At 40.9% G+C, this 19,465-nt stretch carries 19 protein-coding genes; 12 read left to right on the top strand and 7 right to left on the bottom strand.

Annotated elements, in window-relative coordinates:
* Positions 1-16: 16 nt before the first annotated feature.
* Positions 17-1,234, top strand: a complete 1,218-nt coding sequence (locus ABE547_RS08190) for an AI-2E family transporter (protein ID WP_347378323.1) — start codon at positions 17-19, stop codon at positions 1,232-1,234.
* 41 nt (positions 1,235-1,275) lie between these two features.
* On the opposite strand, the gene ABE547_RS08185 is transcribed toward ABE547_RS08190, so the two are convergent.
* The gene (locus ABE547_RS08185) at positions 1,276-2,160 is read right to left on the bottom strand and encodes a LysR family transcriptional regulator (RefSeq protein ID WP_347378322.1); all 885 of its coding nucleotides are present in this window, start codon (positions 2,158-2,160) and stop codon (positions 1,276-1,278) included.
* Between the two features lie 259 nt (positions 2,161-2,419).
* On the opposite strand from ABE547_RS08185, the gene ABE547_RS08180 reads away from it, so the two are divergent.
* The gene (locus tag ABE547_RS08180; protein ID WP_347378321.1) at positions 2,420-2,803 is read left to right on the top strand and encodes a transposase; all 384 of its coding nucleotides are present in this window, start codon (positions 2,420-2,422) and stop codon (positions 2,801-2,803) included.
* A 280-nt stretch (positions 2,804-3,083) separates the two neighbouring features.
* Entirely contained in the window at positions 3,084-3,725 is a 642-nt protein-coding gene (locus ABE547_RS08175; RefSeq protein WP_347378320.1) for a transposase, read from the top strand.
* Between the two features lie 485 nt (positions 3,726-4,210).
* On the opposite strand, the gene ABE547_RS08170 is transcribed toward ABE547_RS08175, so the two are convergent.
* Positions 4,211-4,825: a nucleoside recognition protein gene (locus tag ABE547_RS08170; RefSeq protein WP_347378319.1), complete on the bottom strand. Its 615-nt coding sequence runs from the start codon at positions 4,823-4,825 to the stop codon at positions 4,211-4,213.
* A gap of 183 nt (positions 4,826-5,008) precedes the next feature.
* Here ABE547_RS08170 and ABE547_RS08165 point away from each other — a divergent pair, with 183 nt between their 5' ends.
* Positions 5,009-5,536 (top strand): nucleoside recognition domain-containing protein, encoded by a 528-nt coding sequence (locus tag ABE547_RS08165; RefSeq protein ID WP_347378318.1) that lies wholly within the window; start codon positions 5,009-5,011, stop codon positions 5,534-5,536.
* A 9-nt stretch (positions 5,537-5,545) separates the two neighbouring features.
* Here ABE547_RS08165 and ABE547_RS08160 read toward each other — a convergent pair whose 3' ends face one another.
* Positions 5,546-6,403 (bottom strand): AraC family transcriptional regulator, encoded by an 858-nt coding sequence (locus ABE547_RS08160; RefSeq protein ID WP_347378317.1) that lies wholly within the window; start codon positions 6,401-6,403, stop codon positions 5,546-5,548.
* A 242-nt stretch (positions 6,404-6,645) separates the two neighbouring features.
* Here ABE547_RS08160 and ABE547_RS08155 point away from each other — a divergent pair, with 242 nt between their 5' ends.
* Genes ABE547_RS08155 through ABE547_RS08135 form a run of 5 tightly spaced genes read left to right on the top strand, consistent with a single transcriptional unit; the run spans position 6,646 to position 13,788 of the window.
* A complete protein-coding gene (locus ABE547_RS08155) occupies positions 6,646-7,938 on the top strand; it encodes an extracellular solute-binding protein (RefSeq protein WP_347378316.1) in 1,293 nt (430 codons plus the stop codon).
* 18 nt (positions 7,939-7,956) lie between these two features.
* A complete protein-coding gene (locus ABE547_RS08150; protein ID WP_347378315.1) occupies positions 7,957-8,835 on the top strand; it encodes a sugar ABC transporter permease in 879 nt (292 codons plus the stop codon).
* Positions 8,835-9,680, top strand: a complete 846-nt coding sequence (locus tag ABE547_RS08145) for a carbohydrate ABC transporter permease (protein WP_347378314.1) — start codon at positions 8,835-8,837, stop codon at positions 9,678-9,680. The genes ABE547_RS08150 and ABE547_RS08145 overlap by 1 nt, the downstream gene beginning before the upstream one ends.
* A gap of 37 nt (positions 9,681-9,717) precedes the next feature.
* The gene (locus ABE547_RS08140; RefSeq protein ID WP_347378313.1) at positions 9,718-11,901 is read left to right on the top strand and encodes an alpha-galactosidase; all 2,184 of its coding nucleotides are present in this window, start codon (positions 9,718-9,720) and stop codon (positions 11,899-11,901) included.
* 27 nt (positions 11,902-11,928) lie between these two features.
* Entirely contained in the window at positions 11,929-13,788 is a 1,860-nt protein-coding gene (locus tag ABE547_RS08135; protein WP_347378312.1) for an alpha-amylase family protein, read from the top strand.
* 86 nt (positions 13,789-13,874) lie between these two features.
* On the opposite strand, the gene rbr is transcribed toward ABE547_RS08135, so the two are convergent.
* From rbr to ABE547_RS08120, 3 genes are all read right to left on the bottom strand, one after another.
* Positions 13,875-14,411, bottom strand: coding sequence for a rubrerythrin (rbr, locus tag ABE547_RS08130; RefSeq protein WP_347378311.1), 537 nt, complete (start codon positions 14,409-14,411; stop codon positions 13,875-13,877).
* Positions 14,412-14,529: 118 nt separating this feature from the next.
* Positions 14,530-15,075, bottom strand: a complete 546-nt coding sequence (locus ABE547_RS08125) for an NADH peroxidase (protein WP_347378310.1) — start codon at positions 15,073-15,075, stop codon at positions 14,530-14,532.
* Between the two features lie 97 nt (positions 15,076-15,172).
* Entirely contained in the window at positions 15,173-15,583 is a 411-nt protein-coding gene (locus ABE547_RS08120; protein ID WP_347378309.1) for a transcriptional repressor, read from the bottom strand.
* Positions 15,584-15,853: 270 nt separating this feature from the next.
* Here ABE547_RS08120 and ABE547_RS08115 point away from each other — a divergent pair, with 270 nt between their 5' ends.
* A complete protein-coding gene (locus ABE547_RS08115) occupies positions 15,854-16,756 on the top strand; it encodes a C40 family peptidase (RefSeq protein WP_347378308.1) in 903 nt (300 codons plus the stop codon).
* A 432-nt stretch (positions 16,757-17,188) separates the two neighbouring features.
* Positions 17,189-17,410 (top strand): DUF1858 domain-containing protein, encoded by a 222-nt coding sequence (locus ABE547_RS08110; protein WP_347378307.1) that lies wholly within the window; start codon positions 17,189-17,191, stop codon positions 17,408-17,410.
* Between the two features lie 97 nt (positions 17,411-17,507).
* Here the strand turns inward: ABE547_RS08110 and ABE547_RS08105 are convergent, their stop codons facing one another.
* A complete protein-coding gene (locus ABE547_RS08105; RefSeq protein ID WP_347378306.1) occupies positions 17,508-18,242 on the bottom strand; it encodes an adaptor protein MecA in 735 nt (244 codons plus the stop codon).
* Between the two features lie 413 nt (positions 18,243-18,655).
* On the opposite strand from ABE547_RS08105, the gene ABE547_RS08100 reads away from it, so the two are divergent.
* The gene (locus tag ABE547_RS08100) at positions 18,656-18,868 is read left to right on the top strand and encodes a hypothetical protein (RefSeq protein WP_347378305.1); all 213 of its coding nucleotides are present in this window, start codon (positions 18,656-18,658) and stop codon (positions 18,866-18,868) included.
* Positions 18,869-19,465: the final 597 nt, after the last annotated feature.

The following is a 19,465-nucleotide window of genomic DNA, read 5'->3' as shown; positions in this document are numbered from 1 at the left end:
TTTTCAGGAGGTATAAATGGAGTTAAATAAAGAAACAATTCATAAAATAAAGGGCCTCATTGTATTTACAGCTGTGGTTATCATGTGTTTCTGGAAATATGATGTTGTGATTAAAGTATTTCGATTTGTGTTCAATATTATATATCCGTTTGTCCTTGGAGGAGCGATTGCATTTATTCTGAATGTTCCGATGAGTTTTGTTGAGAGACATCTGTTTTACAGAAAAGAAAAGGATGATGCAGATGAGGATGAAAATAAAAATGAAGAGTTAAAGGGGAAAGTCTGTCCTGAGAAAACAGCCAGACAGAAAAAGATAGTCCGTTTTATCAGTCTTCTGATCGTAATTGCCGGCGTGACGGGGATTATTGCATTTATTATGTTTGTTCTGATCCCACAATTAGCGGATACATTTTCCAATCTGGGAAAAAGTATTCAGGATTTTATTCCTACGATTCAGCAATGCGCAGACAGGTGGTTTCACAATAACAAAGAAATCATGGAATGGATCAATGGCCTGAAGTTTGACTGGAATAAGGTTGTAAATGCCGGTATAGGATTTTTAAGGAATGGAGCCGGAAATGTAGTAGAATCTACGATTAACACCGCCAAAAGCATCATAAGCGCATTGTCGACATTTTTTATTGCACTGTCTTTCTCAATATATGTACTGGTGCAGAAGGAAAAACTTGGAATCCAGGCAAAAAAAGTGTTATTCGCATTTGTGAGAAAAGGACGGGCAGAGGCTGCACTGGAAGTGATATCGCTGACTTATCGAACATTTTCCAGTTTTCTCACCGGGCAGTGCTTTGAGGCGATCATACTGGGAACAATGTTTGCTGTAACAATGGCCGTACTCCGGCTTCCATATGCATTACTTATCGGGATTGTAATTGCATTTACCGCATTGATCCCGATATTTGGTGCGTTTATCGGATGTGTGGTCGGCGCTTTCCTGATCTTTATGGTGAATCCTCTGCAGGCACTGATATTTGTGATTCTGTTTCTGGTTCTGCAGCAGATAGAGGGAAATCTGATATATCCGCATGTAGTGGGAAATTCGGTGGGACTTCCGTCAATCTGGGTGCTGGCAGCAGTCAGTATCGGAGGAAGTCTTATGGGAATAAAGGGAATGTTGATCTTTATTCCGGTGGTATCTGTGATGTATGCATTGTTCCGGGAAATTGTATACTTAAAATTGAAGCAAAGAAACATCAATCCGGATGATATAAATTAAAGTAGGGGACGGAGGATTTTTAAAAATTCCCCGTCCCCATTTTAGTTGATTAAAGTGGATTGGATATATGTAATAAATTCCTGAGCGATGTGTGACAGGTGATGGCTTTTGTTCCAGATTAAAATGTAGGATGCTTTTACGCATGGTTTTCGAATTTCTTTTATACTTATATCCGAATTGGCAATATCTGCTGCGGATGCAGGATATATTGCAATACCGACACCCTGGCGTACCAGTTCATAGGCATTCAGCATGTGAGCCATGCGACAGCGAATGGTGGGTGTTTGTCCGGTGTATTGGAACCAGTTGTTAATCTCATCCAGTCTGGAAGCCCGGGAAGGAATGATAAGATCATACGGAAGCAGATCGGCGGCTTCAAGAGTTGAGCTTTTATTGTGCGCCAGTGGATGATCTTTTGGAATCATGGCGATCCAGGGTTCCTGATATACAGGAATGGACTCCAGACCTTCTGCGATGTGTGGTTCCATGATTATGGCAAGTTCGCATAATCCTTTTGTGACGCGGTTAACAACGTCATCAGAATTGCCGTTCCAGAGATTATATTGAACAAGAGGATATTTTCGATGAAATGCAGCGATCCATTCGGAAAGCAGTCTGGGTGCGTGTCCTTCTACAGATGCCAGATACAGGGTGCCCTGCAGTCCGCTTTTGATTTCCCGGATGTCTTCCGTTGATTTATTTACCAGATCAAGAATCTGGCTGGCGTATTGTTTAAATAAGATACCCTCCTCTGTCAGCTGCAGGGCATGTGGTTTTCGGATGAAAAGCTTAGCACCAAGTTCGTTTTCCAGATCCTGAATCTGTCTGCTGAGAGGCGGCTGTGCCATACAGAGCTTTTCAGCGGCTCTGGTGAAATTAAGTTCTTCGGAAACAGCAAGAAAGTATCGGATATGACGGATTTCCATAAAATTTCCCCCTTATAAGAATAAAAATACTATACCTAAAAGGTATTGTTATATGTTTATTATATATATTTTACAATATGCAGTCAATGTGTTAAATTATAATCAAGAAAAGGAAGTCAGGACGGACCTTTAAAAAGTAAACAAGAGTTTCATTAAGCATTCCTATAGAACATGAAATTTGAAAAAAATAAAATCTCCCCGTATGATGTATATGAGTTTGGCGACTTAATACATCAGAAAACAAAGGAGATTTTATAACATGAGTAAAAGAAACCATTTAAAGGAACGCTTAAACGAAAAACTTGAAGCAATCACATTTAAAACCTTAATTGTCGGTGTCGATATTGCCAAGCATAATCAATGGGCAAGGTTTGTAGACTGTCGTGGCATCGAACATAACAAGGCTCTTAAATTTGAAAATAACCGAAATGGTTTCAATGCAATCTTAGCAAGAATTTATGAAATCTGCAAGAAGGAAGATTTTAATAAGGTTATCGTAGGAATGGAGCCAACCGGACATTACTGGAAGGCATTTGCAAATTTTCTGTTGAAGCAGGCAAAAATCACAGTTGTTTTGGTAAATCCTTATCATACAAAAAAAGGCAAAGGAGCTGGACGACAACAGCCAGACAAAATCAGATAAGAAGGATGCACTTACCATAGCAAGGCTGGTTAAGGACGGACGATATTTTGATACATATCTTCCGCACGATGTCTATGCAGAATTACGGGGACTGACAACGACCAGGCAAAGCATGAATAAGAGAAAAAAGTCCATCATCAATACAATTACTGCAGTGTTGGATGAATATTTTCCAGAGTTTGAAACAGTATTCAAGCATCCTTTTAAAGGGAAAACCTCAATGCACCTTCTGAAAGTGTGCCCTATTCCTAAGTTTATATTGGAATTAGGGGAAGATGGTGTGTTAGATGAAATTAAGAAGGCAGTCAAAAAGACGGTTGGCAGAAAAAAGGCAGCACAGCTGGTAGAAGTTGCGAGAGACAGCATAGGTGTTGATTATGGTGAATATGCAGCACGCTTTAAAATACAGCAACTGATGGAAGAACTGGAGTTAATAACAAGCCAGTTGGAAGAATTAGAAGTGGAAATGGCAGAAGCATTGAAGAAAACAGAAGTATCTGAATACTTGTTGAGCATAACCGGTATGGGAGTAGTTTCTCTTGCGACATGTCTGGGTGAACTAGGAGATCCGTTACGCTTTGAAGATGCAAGACAGATGAGCCGTTTGGCGGGATATAACCTAATAGAGGACAGTTCCGGTAAAAACAAAAGTGGAACGTGTATTTCAAAGCGAGGCAGAAAAAATCTGCGGAGCGTGTTGTATCAGATTTCACTTACGATGGTAGCAACCAATAAGGAGATGCGTCAACTCTATGATTACCTGAAAACAAGGGAAGATAATCCGCTGAAAAAGATGCAGGCACTGGTAGTTGTAAGCAAAAAGGTGCTTACCCTTATATTTACGTTGTCCAAAAAGAAAGCTTATTATGAACCGGAGCTTGTCTTCGGAAGTTATAGAAAGAGCCAGCTGCAGGCGGCTTAACAGATTTATAGTGCCGATACTGGTACAGGGATAAGGAGGATTCCTCCATCAGCCCAATGAGGCAGCACCTAAGCAAAAGTCTACCCTGTACCTTTATCCATAAAACAGAATGAAGGAATGTAAGGACATGGATCCAGTGAGAACTGATAGGGTAAGTGTATGGATAAACAAGGCGAATGATTTATTAATAATGAATTGATACCCGTAAAGGTATTGAGATAAATTTTAAAAATATGTGGGAGAGATGTATTGACAAATTTCAAATATTGAGATAGGAGGAATGATTTATGAAGATGAAGATGAGAAAGATCAGAACAATGCTGGAAGAATATTATGAAAGCTTTAGAACTGTTGTGTAGAAAAACAGGAAGATAATGTTCATTCGAAGGTAGATAGAAATGAGTAATATAGCAGATCATCCGTAACGGGATATCAGACAATGAGTTTCATGTGTGATATCCCGTTATTTTTGTGCCGGGAATTTTTTAGCTGTTGTCATGTTCAAACAGTTTACAATACAGAATAGCAGCCAGAGTACTCACAGATGTAGCGATAATTCCGGCACCGACAATTGCGGCAGGATTGACACTTCCGTATTGGCTCCGATACGCAATTACATTCACGGGAATCAGCTGAAGTGAAGAAATATTAAGGATCAGAAAAGAACACATTTCATTACTGGCAACTCCTTTTTTACGGACCGGTCCTGAGAGGAGACCAAGCCTTCGATCCTCTTCCAGATGTTCCAGTTCTTCCATTGCCTTCAGACCGGCAGGTGTTGCTGCCCAGCCAAGCCCCAGGATATTGGCGATAATATTGGTGGTAATGTGGCCTATAGAGGGGTGGTTTAGAGGAAGATCCGGAAATAGAAATTGTATAAAAGGAAGTATTTTTTCGGAAGCAGACTTGATAATACCGGATTTGGAGGCTATCTCCATGATTCCGACCCAGAAAGACATGATTCCCATCATGGTAATGCACAGAGCAATAGCTTCCTTAGAAGAATCCACGGCAGCATTGGTGATGTCCGGCATTCGCCCGGTAAAAGCAGCATATATGATCCCGGTCAGAATCATACCGGCCCAGAGATAATTTAACATAGTTGTCACCTTAAGGTGGAAATTGTTATATTATATGTGTGGAAAATGTGGATTATTAAAAAGGGACAGGGGAATTTTCATTGGGGACGGAGGATTTTTAAAAATCCTCCGTCCCCAATGAAAATTCCCCTGTAGTTATGCATATATTTTAAGTGGATATTGTGGATAACAGGGAGTTTAGGAATGAAGTTCGTATTATATCTGGCGGATTTTATTGTGCCGCTTGTGATTTTTGGGATTATCTGTTATGGACTTTTAATGAAGGTCAATGTATATGATACTTTTGTCAAAGGTGCCAAAAGTGGATTTTTTACTGTGATCAGGATCATGCCGACGCTGGTTGGTCTGATGGTGGCCGTCGGAATATTAAGAGCTTCCGGATTCCTGGATTTTCTGTCAGATATGATCGGCATGTTTTCTGAAAGGATTGGATTCCCGGGGGAGTTGGTTCCGCTTACGGTAGTGAAATTGTTTTCGTCGTCCGCTGCGACAAGTCTTCTTCTGGATGTGTATAAGGAATATGGGACGGATTCATATATTGGTCTTATTGCTTCCATCAGTATGTCCTGCACGGAGACGGTTTTTTATACAATGAGCGTATATTACATGACCGCAAAAGTCACAAAAACGAGGTACACGCTCGGAGGTGCTCTTTTTGCAACTTTTGCAGGCATTGCTGCAAGTGTACTGCTGGCCGGATGGATGGTGTAGAATGCAGGATTACTTTAAAGGTTCCAGTCGATTTTCATTGCGCCAGTTTCTTGGTGATATTCCATATACTTTTTTAAATGCACGCGAGAAATGCAGCTGGTTCGGATATCCGACGGCATTTCCGATATCCGCAACGGACAGACCTGTTAGTTTTAAGAGTTCGGCTGCTTTTGTCATGCGGTAGCTGATCAGAAATTCCTGCGGAGATTTGCCAATGATATCATGAAATATTTTCCCGAAGTAGCTGCGATTCAGTCCGCAGGAATCAGCGATGTCTTCCACTGTGATATCATTCTGGAAATTTTGTTCTATAAAGGTAAGAGCTTCTTTAATATAGAAATCTCTCAATTTTCCTCCTTGATTTAATCTGACTGAATGTGCGGAACGCATAAAATAGTCAAGAAAAAGAAACAGATGCCCGATCAGGTGCATGGGAGATTCTGTAGAATGCTGGACGATATACAGCATTTCATTCATCATATCATTTCTCAGATCCTTGGAGCCTGCATGATATACCGGATTGTCCGGTCTTAGCCCTGCGATTTCGATAGCTTCTCTGGCTCTCAGTCCATCGAATTCAATCCAGACATATTCCCAGGGAAGATCGTGATCAGCAATATAGGTATTGATCTGATGTGGAAACAGCATAAAGCCCTGTCCGCTTTTGATCTGATATTCTACGGTGTTTCCCGGAGATTTGTCTACGAGCAATTTTCCGGTTCCGGATATTACATAATGAAACAGGTAGTGATTTCTGGCAGCAGGACCAAAAGAATGGGAAGGCTTACAGTGTTCCCAGCCATACTGGTAGAGTCCCAGGTCAACAAAGTTTTCATTGGGAAAAACAGAAAAAAGTACGTTGTTCATAATGCCCTCCTTTGGTGATTTTTTTGTATTATATACCAAAATGCTTGCATAGTTCAATATATCGGGAAAAAAGTTGTATTTTGATATAAAACAAGAGAAATATGGATATTTATGGACGCATAAAGGCATGTTACAATTTTTTTGTGAAAAAGAAAAACGAAAAAAACCTGATGAAATGCAACATAATCCCGGGATAATCAGGAGAAAAGCCGACAAACATGTTGGAAAGGAGTAAATGAGAGATGTATAAAAGAGGAAAAAAATTAATCAGTACAGGACTGATCCTCTGTATGGTTGCGGCCATGGCTCTTCAGGGTTGTGGAACAAAAGACAAAAGCGACGGAAAAATAGAGATTAATCTTGTTCAGTACAAACCTGAGGCGGTAAAAACATTTGAACAGATTGAAGAAAAGTTCAATGAAACACATGATGATATTCATCTGACGATTGAATCGCCAAATGATGCAATGACAGTGCTGAAAACGAGATTTATCCGGGAAGATAATCCGGACATTATCGGAATCGGTGGTGACGTGAATTTTTCTAATTTCATGGATGCTGAGATCCTTATGGATATATCAGACTTTGAAGGATTGAATGATATTAAACAGGCATACAGGGATATTGATAAGGCACTGGAATTTGTACCGCTGGAGGGGACTTATGCCGTTCCTTATGTTGCAAACGCAGCCGGAATTCTTTACAATCGTGAAATGTTTGAAGAACATGGATGGGAAATCCCGGAAACATGGGATGAATTCATGAGCCTGTGTGAACAGATTCAGTCAGAAGGTATATTGCCGATGTATTTCGGTTTTAAGGACACATGGACCTGTCTTGCACCGTGGAATGCGCTTGCAGTAGGTCTCGCACCCATCGATGTATGCCGTCAGGTGAACAAAGGTGAGACAACATTTACAGATGAATACAGAGAAACTGCTGAAAAAATGCTGGAAACTATTCAGTACGGACCGGATGATCCGTTTGCTTATGACTATAATGGAGCCTGTACGGCCTTTGCAAATGGAGAAGCAGCGATGTATCCGATCGGAAGCTATGCAGTACCTCAGATTCAGACGGTAAATCCGGACATGGATATTGATTCTTTTGTAATGCCGGCAAATGATAAGGAAGAGGATAATGTACTGAATTCCGGTATTGACCTGCAGTTCTGTGTAATGGCAGACTGTGAAAATAAGGAAGCTGCCTATGAGGTGTTGGATTTCCTTTTGAAGGATGAAAGTGTACAGGCTTACCTGGATGCACAGAATGCAGTACCTTGTAAAGAAGGTGATTTCGAACTGTCTTCTATGCTGGATGGAATGAGAACCTATATTGAAGAAGGAAGAATGGCAGACTATCAGGATCACTATTATCCGTCAGAAATGTCAGTTGATGCACAGATTCAGACATTCCTCATGAAAAAAGACACAGATGCATTTCTTAAGAAATTTGACAAGGATTGGATAAGATACAATCGTGATATTATCCAGAAAGTTCAGGATTACGAAAAAGAACATGCAAATGAAAATTAGGGGAAGGAGAGATAGAAAATGAAGAAAAAGCAAATGAACGGCAGAGAGCGGACATTTTTACTGATTACGATACCGATCGTGGCTCTGTTTTTCTGTTTTAACACATTGCCGCTGATTAAGGGCGTGATCTACAGTTTTACAAACTTCCGTGGATACGGAAGCTTTGACTGGGTAGGGCTTCGAAATTATATAGATCTGTTTACGGATATCCGAGTGGGACATTCTTATCTTTTTACGTTTAAACTTGCGATTGTTGCAACAATTTTGACCAATGTAGTCAGTCTTCTGCTTGCACTGGGATTAAACAGTAAGATTAAATTCAAGAGTACACTGAGGGGTGCCTACTTTATCCCGAATGTACTTGGAGCATTGGTTGTCGGTTATATTTTCAACTATTTCTTTACCTATATTCTCCCTGCATTTGGAGAGATGATTGGAAGCAGTACATTTTCTTCCAGTATGTTGTCCAATACAAAACTGGCCTGGATTGCGGTCGTAATTGTATGTGCATGGCAGTCTATTGCTATGAATACTATCATATATATATCCGGTCTGCAGACAGTTCCGGAGGATGTGTATGAAGCGGGAGCAATTGACGGAGCAACTGGATTCAGAAAATTTCAGCATCTGACATTTCCACTGATTATTCCGTTCTTCTCCATCAATATGGTACTTTGTGTGAAGAACTTCCTGATGGTATTTGATCAGATTATGGCATTGACCAAAGGTGGACCGGCTCAGAGCACAGAATCTATCTCTTATCTGATTTATAACAATGGTATGGGCGGCGGACAGTTTGGATTCCAGAGTGCCAATGCAGTAATCTTCTTTATTGTAATTGTGGTACTTTCTGCATTCCAGATGACGATCACCGGTAAGAAGGAGGAGCAGTTGTAATGAAAAAGAACATAGGAAAAGAAAGAGTAAACTGGCCTTTGACAATTTTATTGATTCTGGGATTGATCACTGTAGCATTTCCATTATATATGACGATTATGATCGCATTTAAGCAGCCTTCAGAGATGACAAACAGCATTGCCGGAATCCTGTCTCTTCCGAAAAGCTGGAGTCTGAATAATTTTAAAGAAGCAATGGAAGTAACAGATTTCTGGCACTCTCTCGGAAACAGTATCCTGATTACGATGATTACCGTTATACTGTCTATCCTGATTCATTCACTGCTCGGATATGCAATCGGAAGAAATAAGGCACACAGTAAATTTTACAAAGGAATTTACTTCTATGTAGTCAGCGGTATGTTTGTTCCATTCGCAATTCTGATGATGCCTCTGGTAAAGCAGACGGCACAGATGGGACTTGCAAATATGGCGGGTGTGATTATACTATATGTTGTATTCTATATGCCGATGAATGTGCTCCTCTATTCCGGATATCTTACCAATATCCCAATGGCTCTGGAAGAAGCTGCATGTGTGGATGGCGCCACCACATGGACAACGTACTGGAAGGTGATCTTTCCGATTATGAAGCCGATGCATGCGACGGTTGCAGTACTGACAGCGCTCGGAACATGGAATGATGTTATGACACCGCTGGTTATCATGTCAGGTTCCGGCAATACAACGTTGCCGCTGGCACAGCTGAACTTCCAGACACAGTTTGGAACCAATTACAATCTGGCATTTGCATCATATCTGCTTGCATTGTTACCAATTCTGATCTTCTATCTGATCTGTCAGAAGCAGATTTTGAACGGTGTAGTAAATGGTGCAGTTAAATAATTCTTAAAATATTACATCATTAAAAAGGAGAATCGCTATGGGAATTATCTATTGTCAAACAGACAGAACATTTACGATACATACAATGACAACAACTTATCAGATGAAGGTAGATGACTATGGATTCCTTTTGCATCTGTACTACGGGAAAAAAGTAACGGGATGTATGGATTACCTGTTGACTTATTATGACAGAGGATTTTCCGGTAATCCGTATGATGCAGGAAATGACAGAACATATTCTATGGATTCCCTGCCTCAGGAATTTCCCTGTCTCGGAAATGGAGATTACAGAAGTGTGGCTCTATCTGTTGAAAATGCGGATGGTACGTTCAGTTGTGATCTGAGATACAGGGGATATGAGATTACAAAAGGAAAATATAGACTTCCCGGTCTTCCGGCAGTATATGCGGATGAAGAAGAGGCCCAGACGTTAAAAATTGAGCTGGAGGACCGGGTAACGGGTCTCCAGGTCAATCTATTATATGGAGTACTTACGGACCTGGATGTGATTACCAGGAGTGCAGAGATTATTAACGGTGGATCTGGAAAAATCTATCTGGAGAAGGCTCAGTCCGCATGCCTTGATTTTCTGTATGGAGAGTATGATCTGATTACATTTTACGGGCGTCATGCAATGGAACGTAATTTTCAGAGAGTTCCTGTTGTTCATGGAAGTCAGGTGATCGGAAGCAGAAGAGGAGCTTCCAGTCATCAGTATAATCCAATGATGATCCTTGCGGAAAAAGGGACAACAGAAGATGTTGGATGTGGTTATGCAATGTCATTTGTATACAGCGGAAATTTTCAGGGAGAGGCACAGAAAGATCAGTTTAATCAAACACGTATCCTGATGGGGCTTCAGGAGGAGATGTTCCGTTATCCACTGGAAGAAGGAGAAACTTTTTATTGTCCGGAAGTAATCATTACATTTACGGATAAAGGATTAAATCAGCTGTCTCAAAATCTGCATTCGTGTATTCGTCATCATGTGTGTCGTGGAAAATATAAAGAAACGGTTCGCCCGGTACTGATCAACAGCTGGGAAGCGTCTTACTTTGACTTTTCAGGAGAGTCGATCTATGAGCTTGCAAAGCATGCAAAAGAAGCTGATATTGAGATGCTGGTGATGGACGACGGCTGGTTTGGAAAAAGAGAAGATGATAACAGCGGACTTGGCGACTGGTATGTAAATGAAGAAAAACTTGGTGGAACATTAGGAGATCTGATTCAGAAGATCAATGATCTTGGCATCAAATTCGGCATCTGGATTGAACCGGAAATGATATCTGAAGACAGTGATCTGTACCGGACATATCCGGACTGGGCACTGGCAATTCCGGGGAGAGCTCCGGTGCGTGCGAGAAATCAGCTGGTATTGGACTTTTCAAGAAAAGAAGTGGTAGATTATGTCTACGAACAGATCTGTAAGATTCTGGATCAGGGCAATATTGAATATGTAAAATGGGATATGAACCGAAGCCTGATGGATATCTATTCGGTGTCTGTAAAAGATCAGGGAAGAGTTATGTACGATTATGTTCTGGGGGTATATGAATTTCTGGAACGGCTGGTACAGAGATATCCGGACATGCTGATCGAAGGATGCAGCGGCGGTGGTGGAAGGTTTGATGCCGGAATGTTATATTATACGCCGCAGATCTGGTGCAGCGATAATACAGATGCCATAGATCGCCTGAAAATTCAGTATGGAACTTCTTTTGGTTACCCGGTTTCCGCAGTAGGCTCTCATGTGTCGGCTGTACCAAATCATCAGACCGGAAGAACTGTATCAATGAAGACACGAGGGATTACAGCGATGGCCGGAACATTCGGTTATGAGCTGGATCTTGGTGCGCTGACGAAGGAAGAGAAGGAAGAAGTCAAAAAGCAGATTGCAGATTATCACAAATATGCACCATTGATTCAAAATGGAAAGTATTATCGTCTGTCTGATCCGTTTCACGATGAAATATGTGCATGGGAATTTGCATCGGAGGATGGAAAAGAGGCTCTTTTGAATGTGGTGATGCAGGAGATTCATGGAAATATGACGGTCAATTATGTAAAAATGAGAGGACTGAATGCAGGTGAGATGTATCAGGAGAAAAATACCGGAAAAATGTACAGCGGAGCAGCTCTGATGGACGCAGGAATTCCTGTTCCGGTAGAAACCGGAGAATATCAGGGATATCAGCTGCATTTTGAAATCTTTGAATAGAGAACAATTCAGGAGAGGATAAAGACAATGGAATCGAAAGAGGATGTCAGATTCAAAGAACGGTTAAGCAGACATCATGATGAACTCAGATGGCTGTATATGGAGTTATATCAGAATGATGATATGTTTGCTGAACTGTGTTCGCAGATGTATGAGTATTATAAAAAACGTAGAGAATCATTGAAAATCAGAGATGCATATCGCGAAAAAGAAACGGATTGGTTTCAAAAGAAAGATATGCTCGGTGTGATGCTTTATATTGATAATTTTGCGGGTACAATAAAAGGCGTGACAGAAAAGCTCCCTTATCTGAAGGAATGTAATGTAAACTGCATTCATCTGATGCCGTTTCTGGATACTCCGAAAGGGCGTTCAGACGGCGGATATGCAGTATCTGATTTCCGGAAAGTAAGAGCAGATCTTGGAACGATGGATGATCTTGCAGAGCTTGCGGACAGGTGTCATCAGAATGGAATCAACCTGTGTATGGATTTTGTCATGAATCATACTTCCGAAGATCATGAATGGGCCAGACGTGCCAGACAGGGTGACGGGGAGTATATGAGCCGGTATTTCTTCTATCAGGACAGAAGGATCCCAGAAAGATACGAACAGACGGTTCCACAGGTATTTCCAACTACGGCACCGGGGAACTTTACCTATCTGCAGGAGATGGACCACTATGTGATGACGACTTTTTATCCATATCAGTGGGATCTGAATTACCGCAATCCAAGAGTATTTAACGAAATGATGTATAACTTCCTGTACCTGGCTAACCAGGGGATGGATATCATCCGGATCGATGCAGTCCCGTATATCTGGAAAGAACTGGGAACGCAGTGCCGAAATCTGAAGCAGGTACATACGATCGTTCGTATGATGCGAATGATTAGTGAGATTGTGTGCCCAAGCGTACTCTTATTGGGAGAAGTGGTCATGGAACCGGAAAAGGTGGTTCCTTATTTTGGAACAGTGGAGAAACCGGAATGTCACATGCTGTATAATGTTACGACGATGGCAACGACATGGAACAGTGTGGCAACGAAAGATGTCCGCCTGCTGAAGCAGCAGATGGATATTGTGAACAGTCTGCCCAAGCAGTATACATTTTTGAATTATCTGCGCTGTCATGATGATATCGGCTGGGGATTAGATTATCCGACCTTAAGAAAATGGGGAATGAATGAACCGCAGCATAAGAAATATCTGAATGATTATTTTACCGGAAAGGTGGAGGAAAGCGTCAGCCGCGGTGAGCTGTACAATGACGATCCGGTAACGCAGGATGCCCGTTTCTGTGGGACGATTGCATCTATGTGCGGAGTGGAATGTGCGGGCTTTCAGGGTAAGAAGCTGGAGGATTCCGGTGATGAGGAAATGAAGGCAGCGGTGCGTCTGGATATTATGCTGCATGCCTATATGCTGACCCAGTCAGGAATTCCGATGCTTTACAGTGGTGATGAAATCGGGCAGACGAATGATTACAGTTATAAACAGGATCCGGAAAAAGCAGAGGATTCCCGCTATATTCACCGTGGACAGTTTCACTGGGAACTTGCAGAGAACAGACATGATGTATTAAGTGTTGAGGGCGCTATCTTTCAGGCACTGGATCGTCTGGAACAGATCCGGAGACAGGAAAATGTATTTGATCAGAAGGCAGATGTCTATACCTATGATGTTCATGAAGATGCGATACTGGGAATTTTCAGAGAATATCAGGGAGAATATCTGATCGGACTGTTTAACTTCAGTGATCAGCCCAAAACTGCGTGGATGCAGGAAGAGGGAAGCTTCAGGAGTCTGATGACAGATGAAAAACTGGAACTGAAAGATATTGTGGTTCCGGGACATGACTTTCTGTGGTGTAAGAAAACAGATTAAACGGTACTTGTAAAAATTACCGATATATTAAGAGGGAAAGTTGCAAAATTTTGCAACTTTCCCTCTTTGATATGTCTTATAAGGAATTAATAATTTTCAGCTTTGCGTTCAAAATGAGCCTTTGGATGAGCGCATACCGGGCATACTTCCGGAGCATCTTCTCCGATGTAGATATATCCGCAGTTGTTACATTTCCATCCAAGAGGAGCATCTCCCTTGAAGGTAGTTCCATTCTTGTAATTTTCAAGAAGCTTGTTGTAGCGTTTTTCGTGTGCAGCCTCTACTTCGCCAACCAGTTCAAACTTTGCAGCCAATTCCGGGAAGCCTTCTTCTCTGGCATCCTCAGCCATCTGCTTGTACATTTCTGTCCATTCGTAATTCTCGCCTGCTGCAGCATCAGCAAGATTTTCCTCTACAGTTCCGATTCCGTGAAATTCTTTGAACCACATTTTAGCGTGTTCTTTTTCCTGATTTGCAGTTTCTTCAAAGATGTTTGCCATCTGTACAAATCCGGCCTTTTTTGCAGCAGAAGCGTAGTAAGTGTATTTGTTACGTGCTTGAGATTCTCCTGCAAATGCAGCCATAAGATTCTTTTCTGTTTTTGTTCCTGCATATTTTGACATAGTTTAGTTCCTCCTTATAAATGTATTATTAAAATGGCATGATATAAATTCATAAGAATGTCTGTTATATAAAAATGAGGATGAATCCGGGATTCATCCTCATTTTTATTAAATGGGATTACTCGCCAAAGTATCTCTTTAACAGGCCTTCGAATGCTTTTCCGTGTCTAGCCTCGTCTCTTGCCATCTCATGAACTGTATCATGGATTGCATCAAGGTTAGCAGCTTTTGCTCTCTTAGCAAGATCAAACTTACCAGCTGTTGCACCGTTCTCAGCATCAACTCTCATCTCAAGGTTCTTCTTTGTGCTGTCTGTTACAACTTCTCCGAGTAATTCTGCAAATTTAGCAGCATGTTCAGCTTCTTCGTAAGCAGCTTTCTCCCAGTATAATCCGATCTCCGGATATCCTTCTCTGTGAGCAACTCTTGCCATTGCAAGGTACATACCTACTTCAGAGCATTCGCCTTCGAAGTTTGCTCTCAGGTCTGCAAGGATGTCTTCGCTAACGCCCTTAGCAACACCTACAACGTGCTCTGCAGCCCATTCTCTTTCGCCAGCCTGCTCTTTGAACTTATCTGCGCCAACGCCACATACTGGACATTTTTCCGGTGCAGCTTCGCCTTCATAAACATAACCACATACTGTACAAACAAATTTTTTCATGATGAATTTCTCCTTTTCTTATTTAAATTTTATTAATTTTAATATTAGTAATTGTTACTGATATTAAATTACCACAACTGATATGTTTTGTCAATTATTATTTCAGCTTTTTTTCTTCTTTCTCAGCGCAATCAGCACAAATACCATAAAATAAAGTAGTGTGTGAATCAATAGTTCCGTTGAAACATTCATTTGCAAGTTTATTAATCTGGTGAATGTGTTCTTCGCTCATCTTCAGATCATATACATTGCCACAACAATTGCATACAACATGGTAGTGAGGATCCCTTCTTCCGTCGAACCGGTCGCCTCCGTTCGGAGTGGAGATCTTGACGACTTCTCCGATATCTGCCAGCAGATTCAGATTGCGGTAAACCGTCCCAAGGCTAATATTGGGAAATTCTTCTCTTACATGGAGATATACGGTATCAGCAGTTGGGTGTTCCATAGTATTTGACAAATATTCTTTGATAGAAGCTCTCTGCCTGCTGTATTTTAAAGTTGCCATTTTAATCCTCATTTCAATAATAATAATTATTATTATAATCAGTATAAGATGGATTTAAATTTTTGTCAACGTAAAAAAACAAAATGTAACAATTTGTAATAATTATATCGTTATAAAAAGTAGAATTTTCGGGAAACTACGTAGAGTGTGGAGATATAAACATTGTAAAATGGCTTGACAAAGCGATTTCACATGGTATAATTACATCGTAACATATGTAACAATTCTGTAACATTTACAAAAGATAAGAAAACATAAAGGAGGGAGTTTATGGATTCTGGTCTTAAAAAAGGATTGTTCCTGGTTACTTTTACGGGAGCTATGATAACATTGCCGGCCACGGTACATGCATCAGATGCTGAAAATGATAACATGTTGCCACAGGTCGGAATTGAGGAGGTACTGGGTGAATGTTATCTGTCTGATAAAGACATAACCATAGAAGATTATCTGGTGCCGACAGAGAAGGGTGAGTATTTAGATATGGCGTTCGCTGACGTGCAGTCGTTTCTTTATATAAGAAGCGCGCCGTCAACGGACAGCGAATGGATAGGAAAATTATATCCTGATTACGCAGCAAGGATCATCGGACCGGTAGGGGAGTGGACACAAATAGAGTCCGGATCCGTTACAGGATATGTGTATTCTGAATACATTACCATAGGAATGGATGCAGAACAAAAAGCACAGGAGATTATGCAGAGTTCCGGAGTTCAGGATGCAAAAGAAGCGTTCCAATACGCGGAATCCAGAGAAGAAGAAGAGGCGAGACTGCGAAAAGAAGCAGAAGAAGCGGCAGAAAGAGCGAGAGAAGAAGCCGCTGCGAAGGCGGAAAAAGGACAGGCAATTGTTGATTACGCATGCCAGTTTATCGGAAACCCCTATGTATGGGGAGGGACAAGCCTGACGAATGGAGCGGATTGTTCCGGATTTGTTCAATCTGTATTTGCACATTTTGGGGTTTCATTGCCAAGAACCACCTGGGATATGGAAAACGTAGGAACGCCGGTAAGCTATGAAGAAGCCATACCGGGAGATATCATACTATATAACGGACATGTGGGGATCTATATGGGTAATGGACAGATTGTGAATGCAATCAACAGTGCAAAAGGGATTGGTATATTACCGGCGACATATGCAAATATAATAACAATAAGAAGAATTATTTAATTTGGGACGGAGGATTTTTAAAAATCCTCCGTCCCAAATTAAATATCCCCTGTCCCTTTTTAGTGCTTTTTAAAAACTTTGTAAAGTAAATGTACAAAATAGACAAAAATGTAAAATTTTGTAAAAAAGTTTAAAATGTATTTATCCAAGTTATCCACATTGAAATAGCCGAAAAAGGTGGAAAAAATGATGTTTTTCAAAAATTATCCACATTATCCACATAAATCGGAATGAAATTGGGGGATTATTCCAGATAAAAAAAAGAACGAACGTTTTGTGGAGTTGTTATAAAAATTGATTTTTGTCGAAAAAAAACGAAATAGATATTGACATTTGAGTAGTCAAATATTAGGAAGAATTTTGCGGAAAATGTTTACACAATGGGAAAAAGACATTATAATGAGAATATTGAAGAGAAAAGGAGGCGATAAGATGGCACAGATTACGAAAGATATGACTTTTGGTGAATTGCTTTCAAAGTATTATGATACATGTCCGAAGATTGTTGATGTTTTGATTGAAGCTGGTATGGGATGTATCGGCTGCCCGCATTCACAGATGGAATCTATCGAAGAGGGTGCAATGGGACACGGAATTGATCCGGATCTTTTGATTGCAAAGCTGAATGCAACACTGCAGGCAAGTCAGGAATAGCAAGTGATCATATAGCGTGAACTTTGCAGATGACAAAGTATGAAATGAAAAAGATGCTCTTGGAATTTATCCAAAAGCATCTTTTTTTCATCGTAGATTATACCGTTGCGAGTTTTTGAACAGCATCTGAAGAAATCAGAGTTTCGCAATGTTCTTCAAGAAATGCCAGCATCGCGCCGGAAGCATGTTCCGGAGTACCATACTCAGAAAGCATATTGCAGATGCGATTAAATTCTGCGGAGGTATGCTCTGACTGAGCAAGTGCAAGAAGATACATGTCTTCCTGGTGGTCTTTGTATAGTGTGTTGGAACCGGTGTACATCGGAGCAAGCAAATGCGCTGCTTTCAGTACATTATCCATAATTGTGAAAGAGAACAGGCGTACCACTTCCCGGGGAGCCTTTTCTTCTTCTTTTTTCGTCTCTGCCGCGCCGGCAGGTGCTGCATCAAATTTTTCCTTTACTTTATCAAGCAGTTCCAGCAGACTGTCTGCTCCGTTAAGTTTGCCGGGAGAATCCTTTTTGCGTGAATCCCGTTCACCAGGAGAAGACGGTGCGAATTTTGAAAAGCGGGTATCGAGTTCCTCAGGGTCCTCGACTTTAGTAATTATCAGCACAATAGAATCGGATGAAGGAATTGCTTCTATCATAAGAGGTATGTCTTCTGCTTCAAATCCAAATTCGAAGGCTGCCTGTTGCATCATATCGCGGAAAAGTGATTTGGCTTTTTCGGTTCCGTATGCCAGCTCGCTTAACTGAAGCTGCCGGTCTGCCAGATCCGCACGTGTTAAAGTGCAGCGAATCTGATTGTCACTTAGTTTTTCAATCTTCATATTCATCACTTCCTTCTAAAATAGTATATCATAGAAAATGTAAGATGTTAAATAAAATAAGTATAAAAAGTGCTTGCACTAGTCTATTATATCAGATATAATTACAATACTAGAAGATAGTTTTCCCTGATAGCTACGTTCTTAGAACAAAGGAGGGAGAATTTCTTAAATATTATTAAATATTTCAATTCTGTTATCAAAACGGAATGAATCTATCAAACAAATCAGATTTCGCCATTTCTGGCAAAATAATTCACACTAACACTAACATATGTATAATGCCGGAACTATCTTCTATTTATAATGTAAGCTGAAGCATATAAGCCAGATTTATGTATCACATGCATCTCCTTTATTGGTATTATATGCAGATACAGCCGTAGTTATCATCCGGTGGATAAGGAGGATGAAGCATGCAAAATGATAAAAATCTGCAGCAGATGTTCCAGGAACTTACAGGGTATGAAAAAAGGAATGTAGAACTGAAGATTAATGGAGCACCGGCAAGCCCCATGCAGATTGTACAGGCCCACATGATGCGTGAGCACAATGAATATATGCGAGAGTATGTACTGGACGAGGAAGGTGACATCAAAGAACTGCGTTTCCAACGTATTGAAAAATAATATAATAATTGAATAAGATTTGCAAATATCCCGCAAAATACAATAAAATGTCGAAATAAATAATGACGTGTGTCGACTGGTTTGATATAATGAAATCTGTAGGAGGTGCAGCATGGAAGATAAAGAAAAAAGAAGCCGCACAACTTTGGACCGTACAGGAAGCATCAAACGACCAAACGAGGCAGGACAGAAAGTACAGCAAACCACGGAAACCGAGTCTGCAGGAAGTCGTGCCGGTATGCCTAGAACCGGTGGAGATGAGACCAGGACACGTCGAAATGCTGGAAAAGAATATATAGATCAGAAGGCCGGTACGATCAGAACAGGAACGTCTGAACGCCGCACCGGAGGAACGAGAAGTACAACACCAAGATCAGGGAATGCATCATCGAGACCAACAGGTGCATCTGCAAATGTAAGAGGTACATCTGCGGGAATGAAGAACACATTGACGGGTTCAAGAAACGTATCGGGACAGGAGAGAAGAACCGGAGAATCCTCAAGAAGAAGTTCAGAAAGATCGACAGGGACGCAGAGAAGGCGGTCTCAGAATTCGAGGCCACAGTCTCAAAGACCGTCATCAAGAAAAAGGCCGGC

The organism is Dorea sp. YH-dor226 (assembly GCF_039832105.1).
In the GTDB taxonomy this organism is placed as follows: domain Bacteria; phylum Bacillota; class Clostridia; order Lachnospirales; family Lachnospiraceae; genus Dorea_A.
The sequence above is the reverse complement of the archived record's forward strand: the minus strand, read 5'-3'. Positions and strand labels throughout refer to the sequence as shown.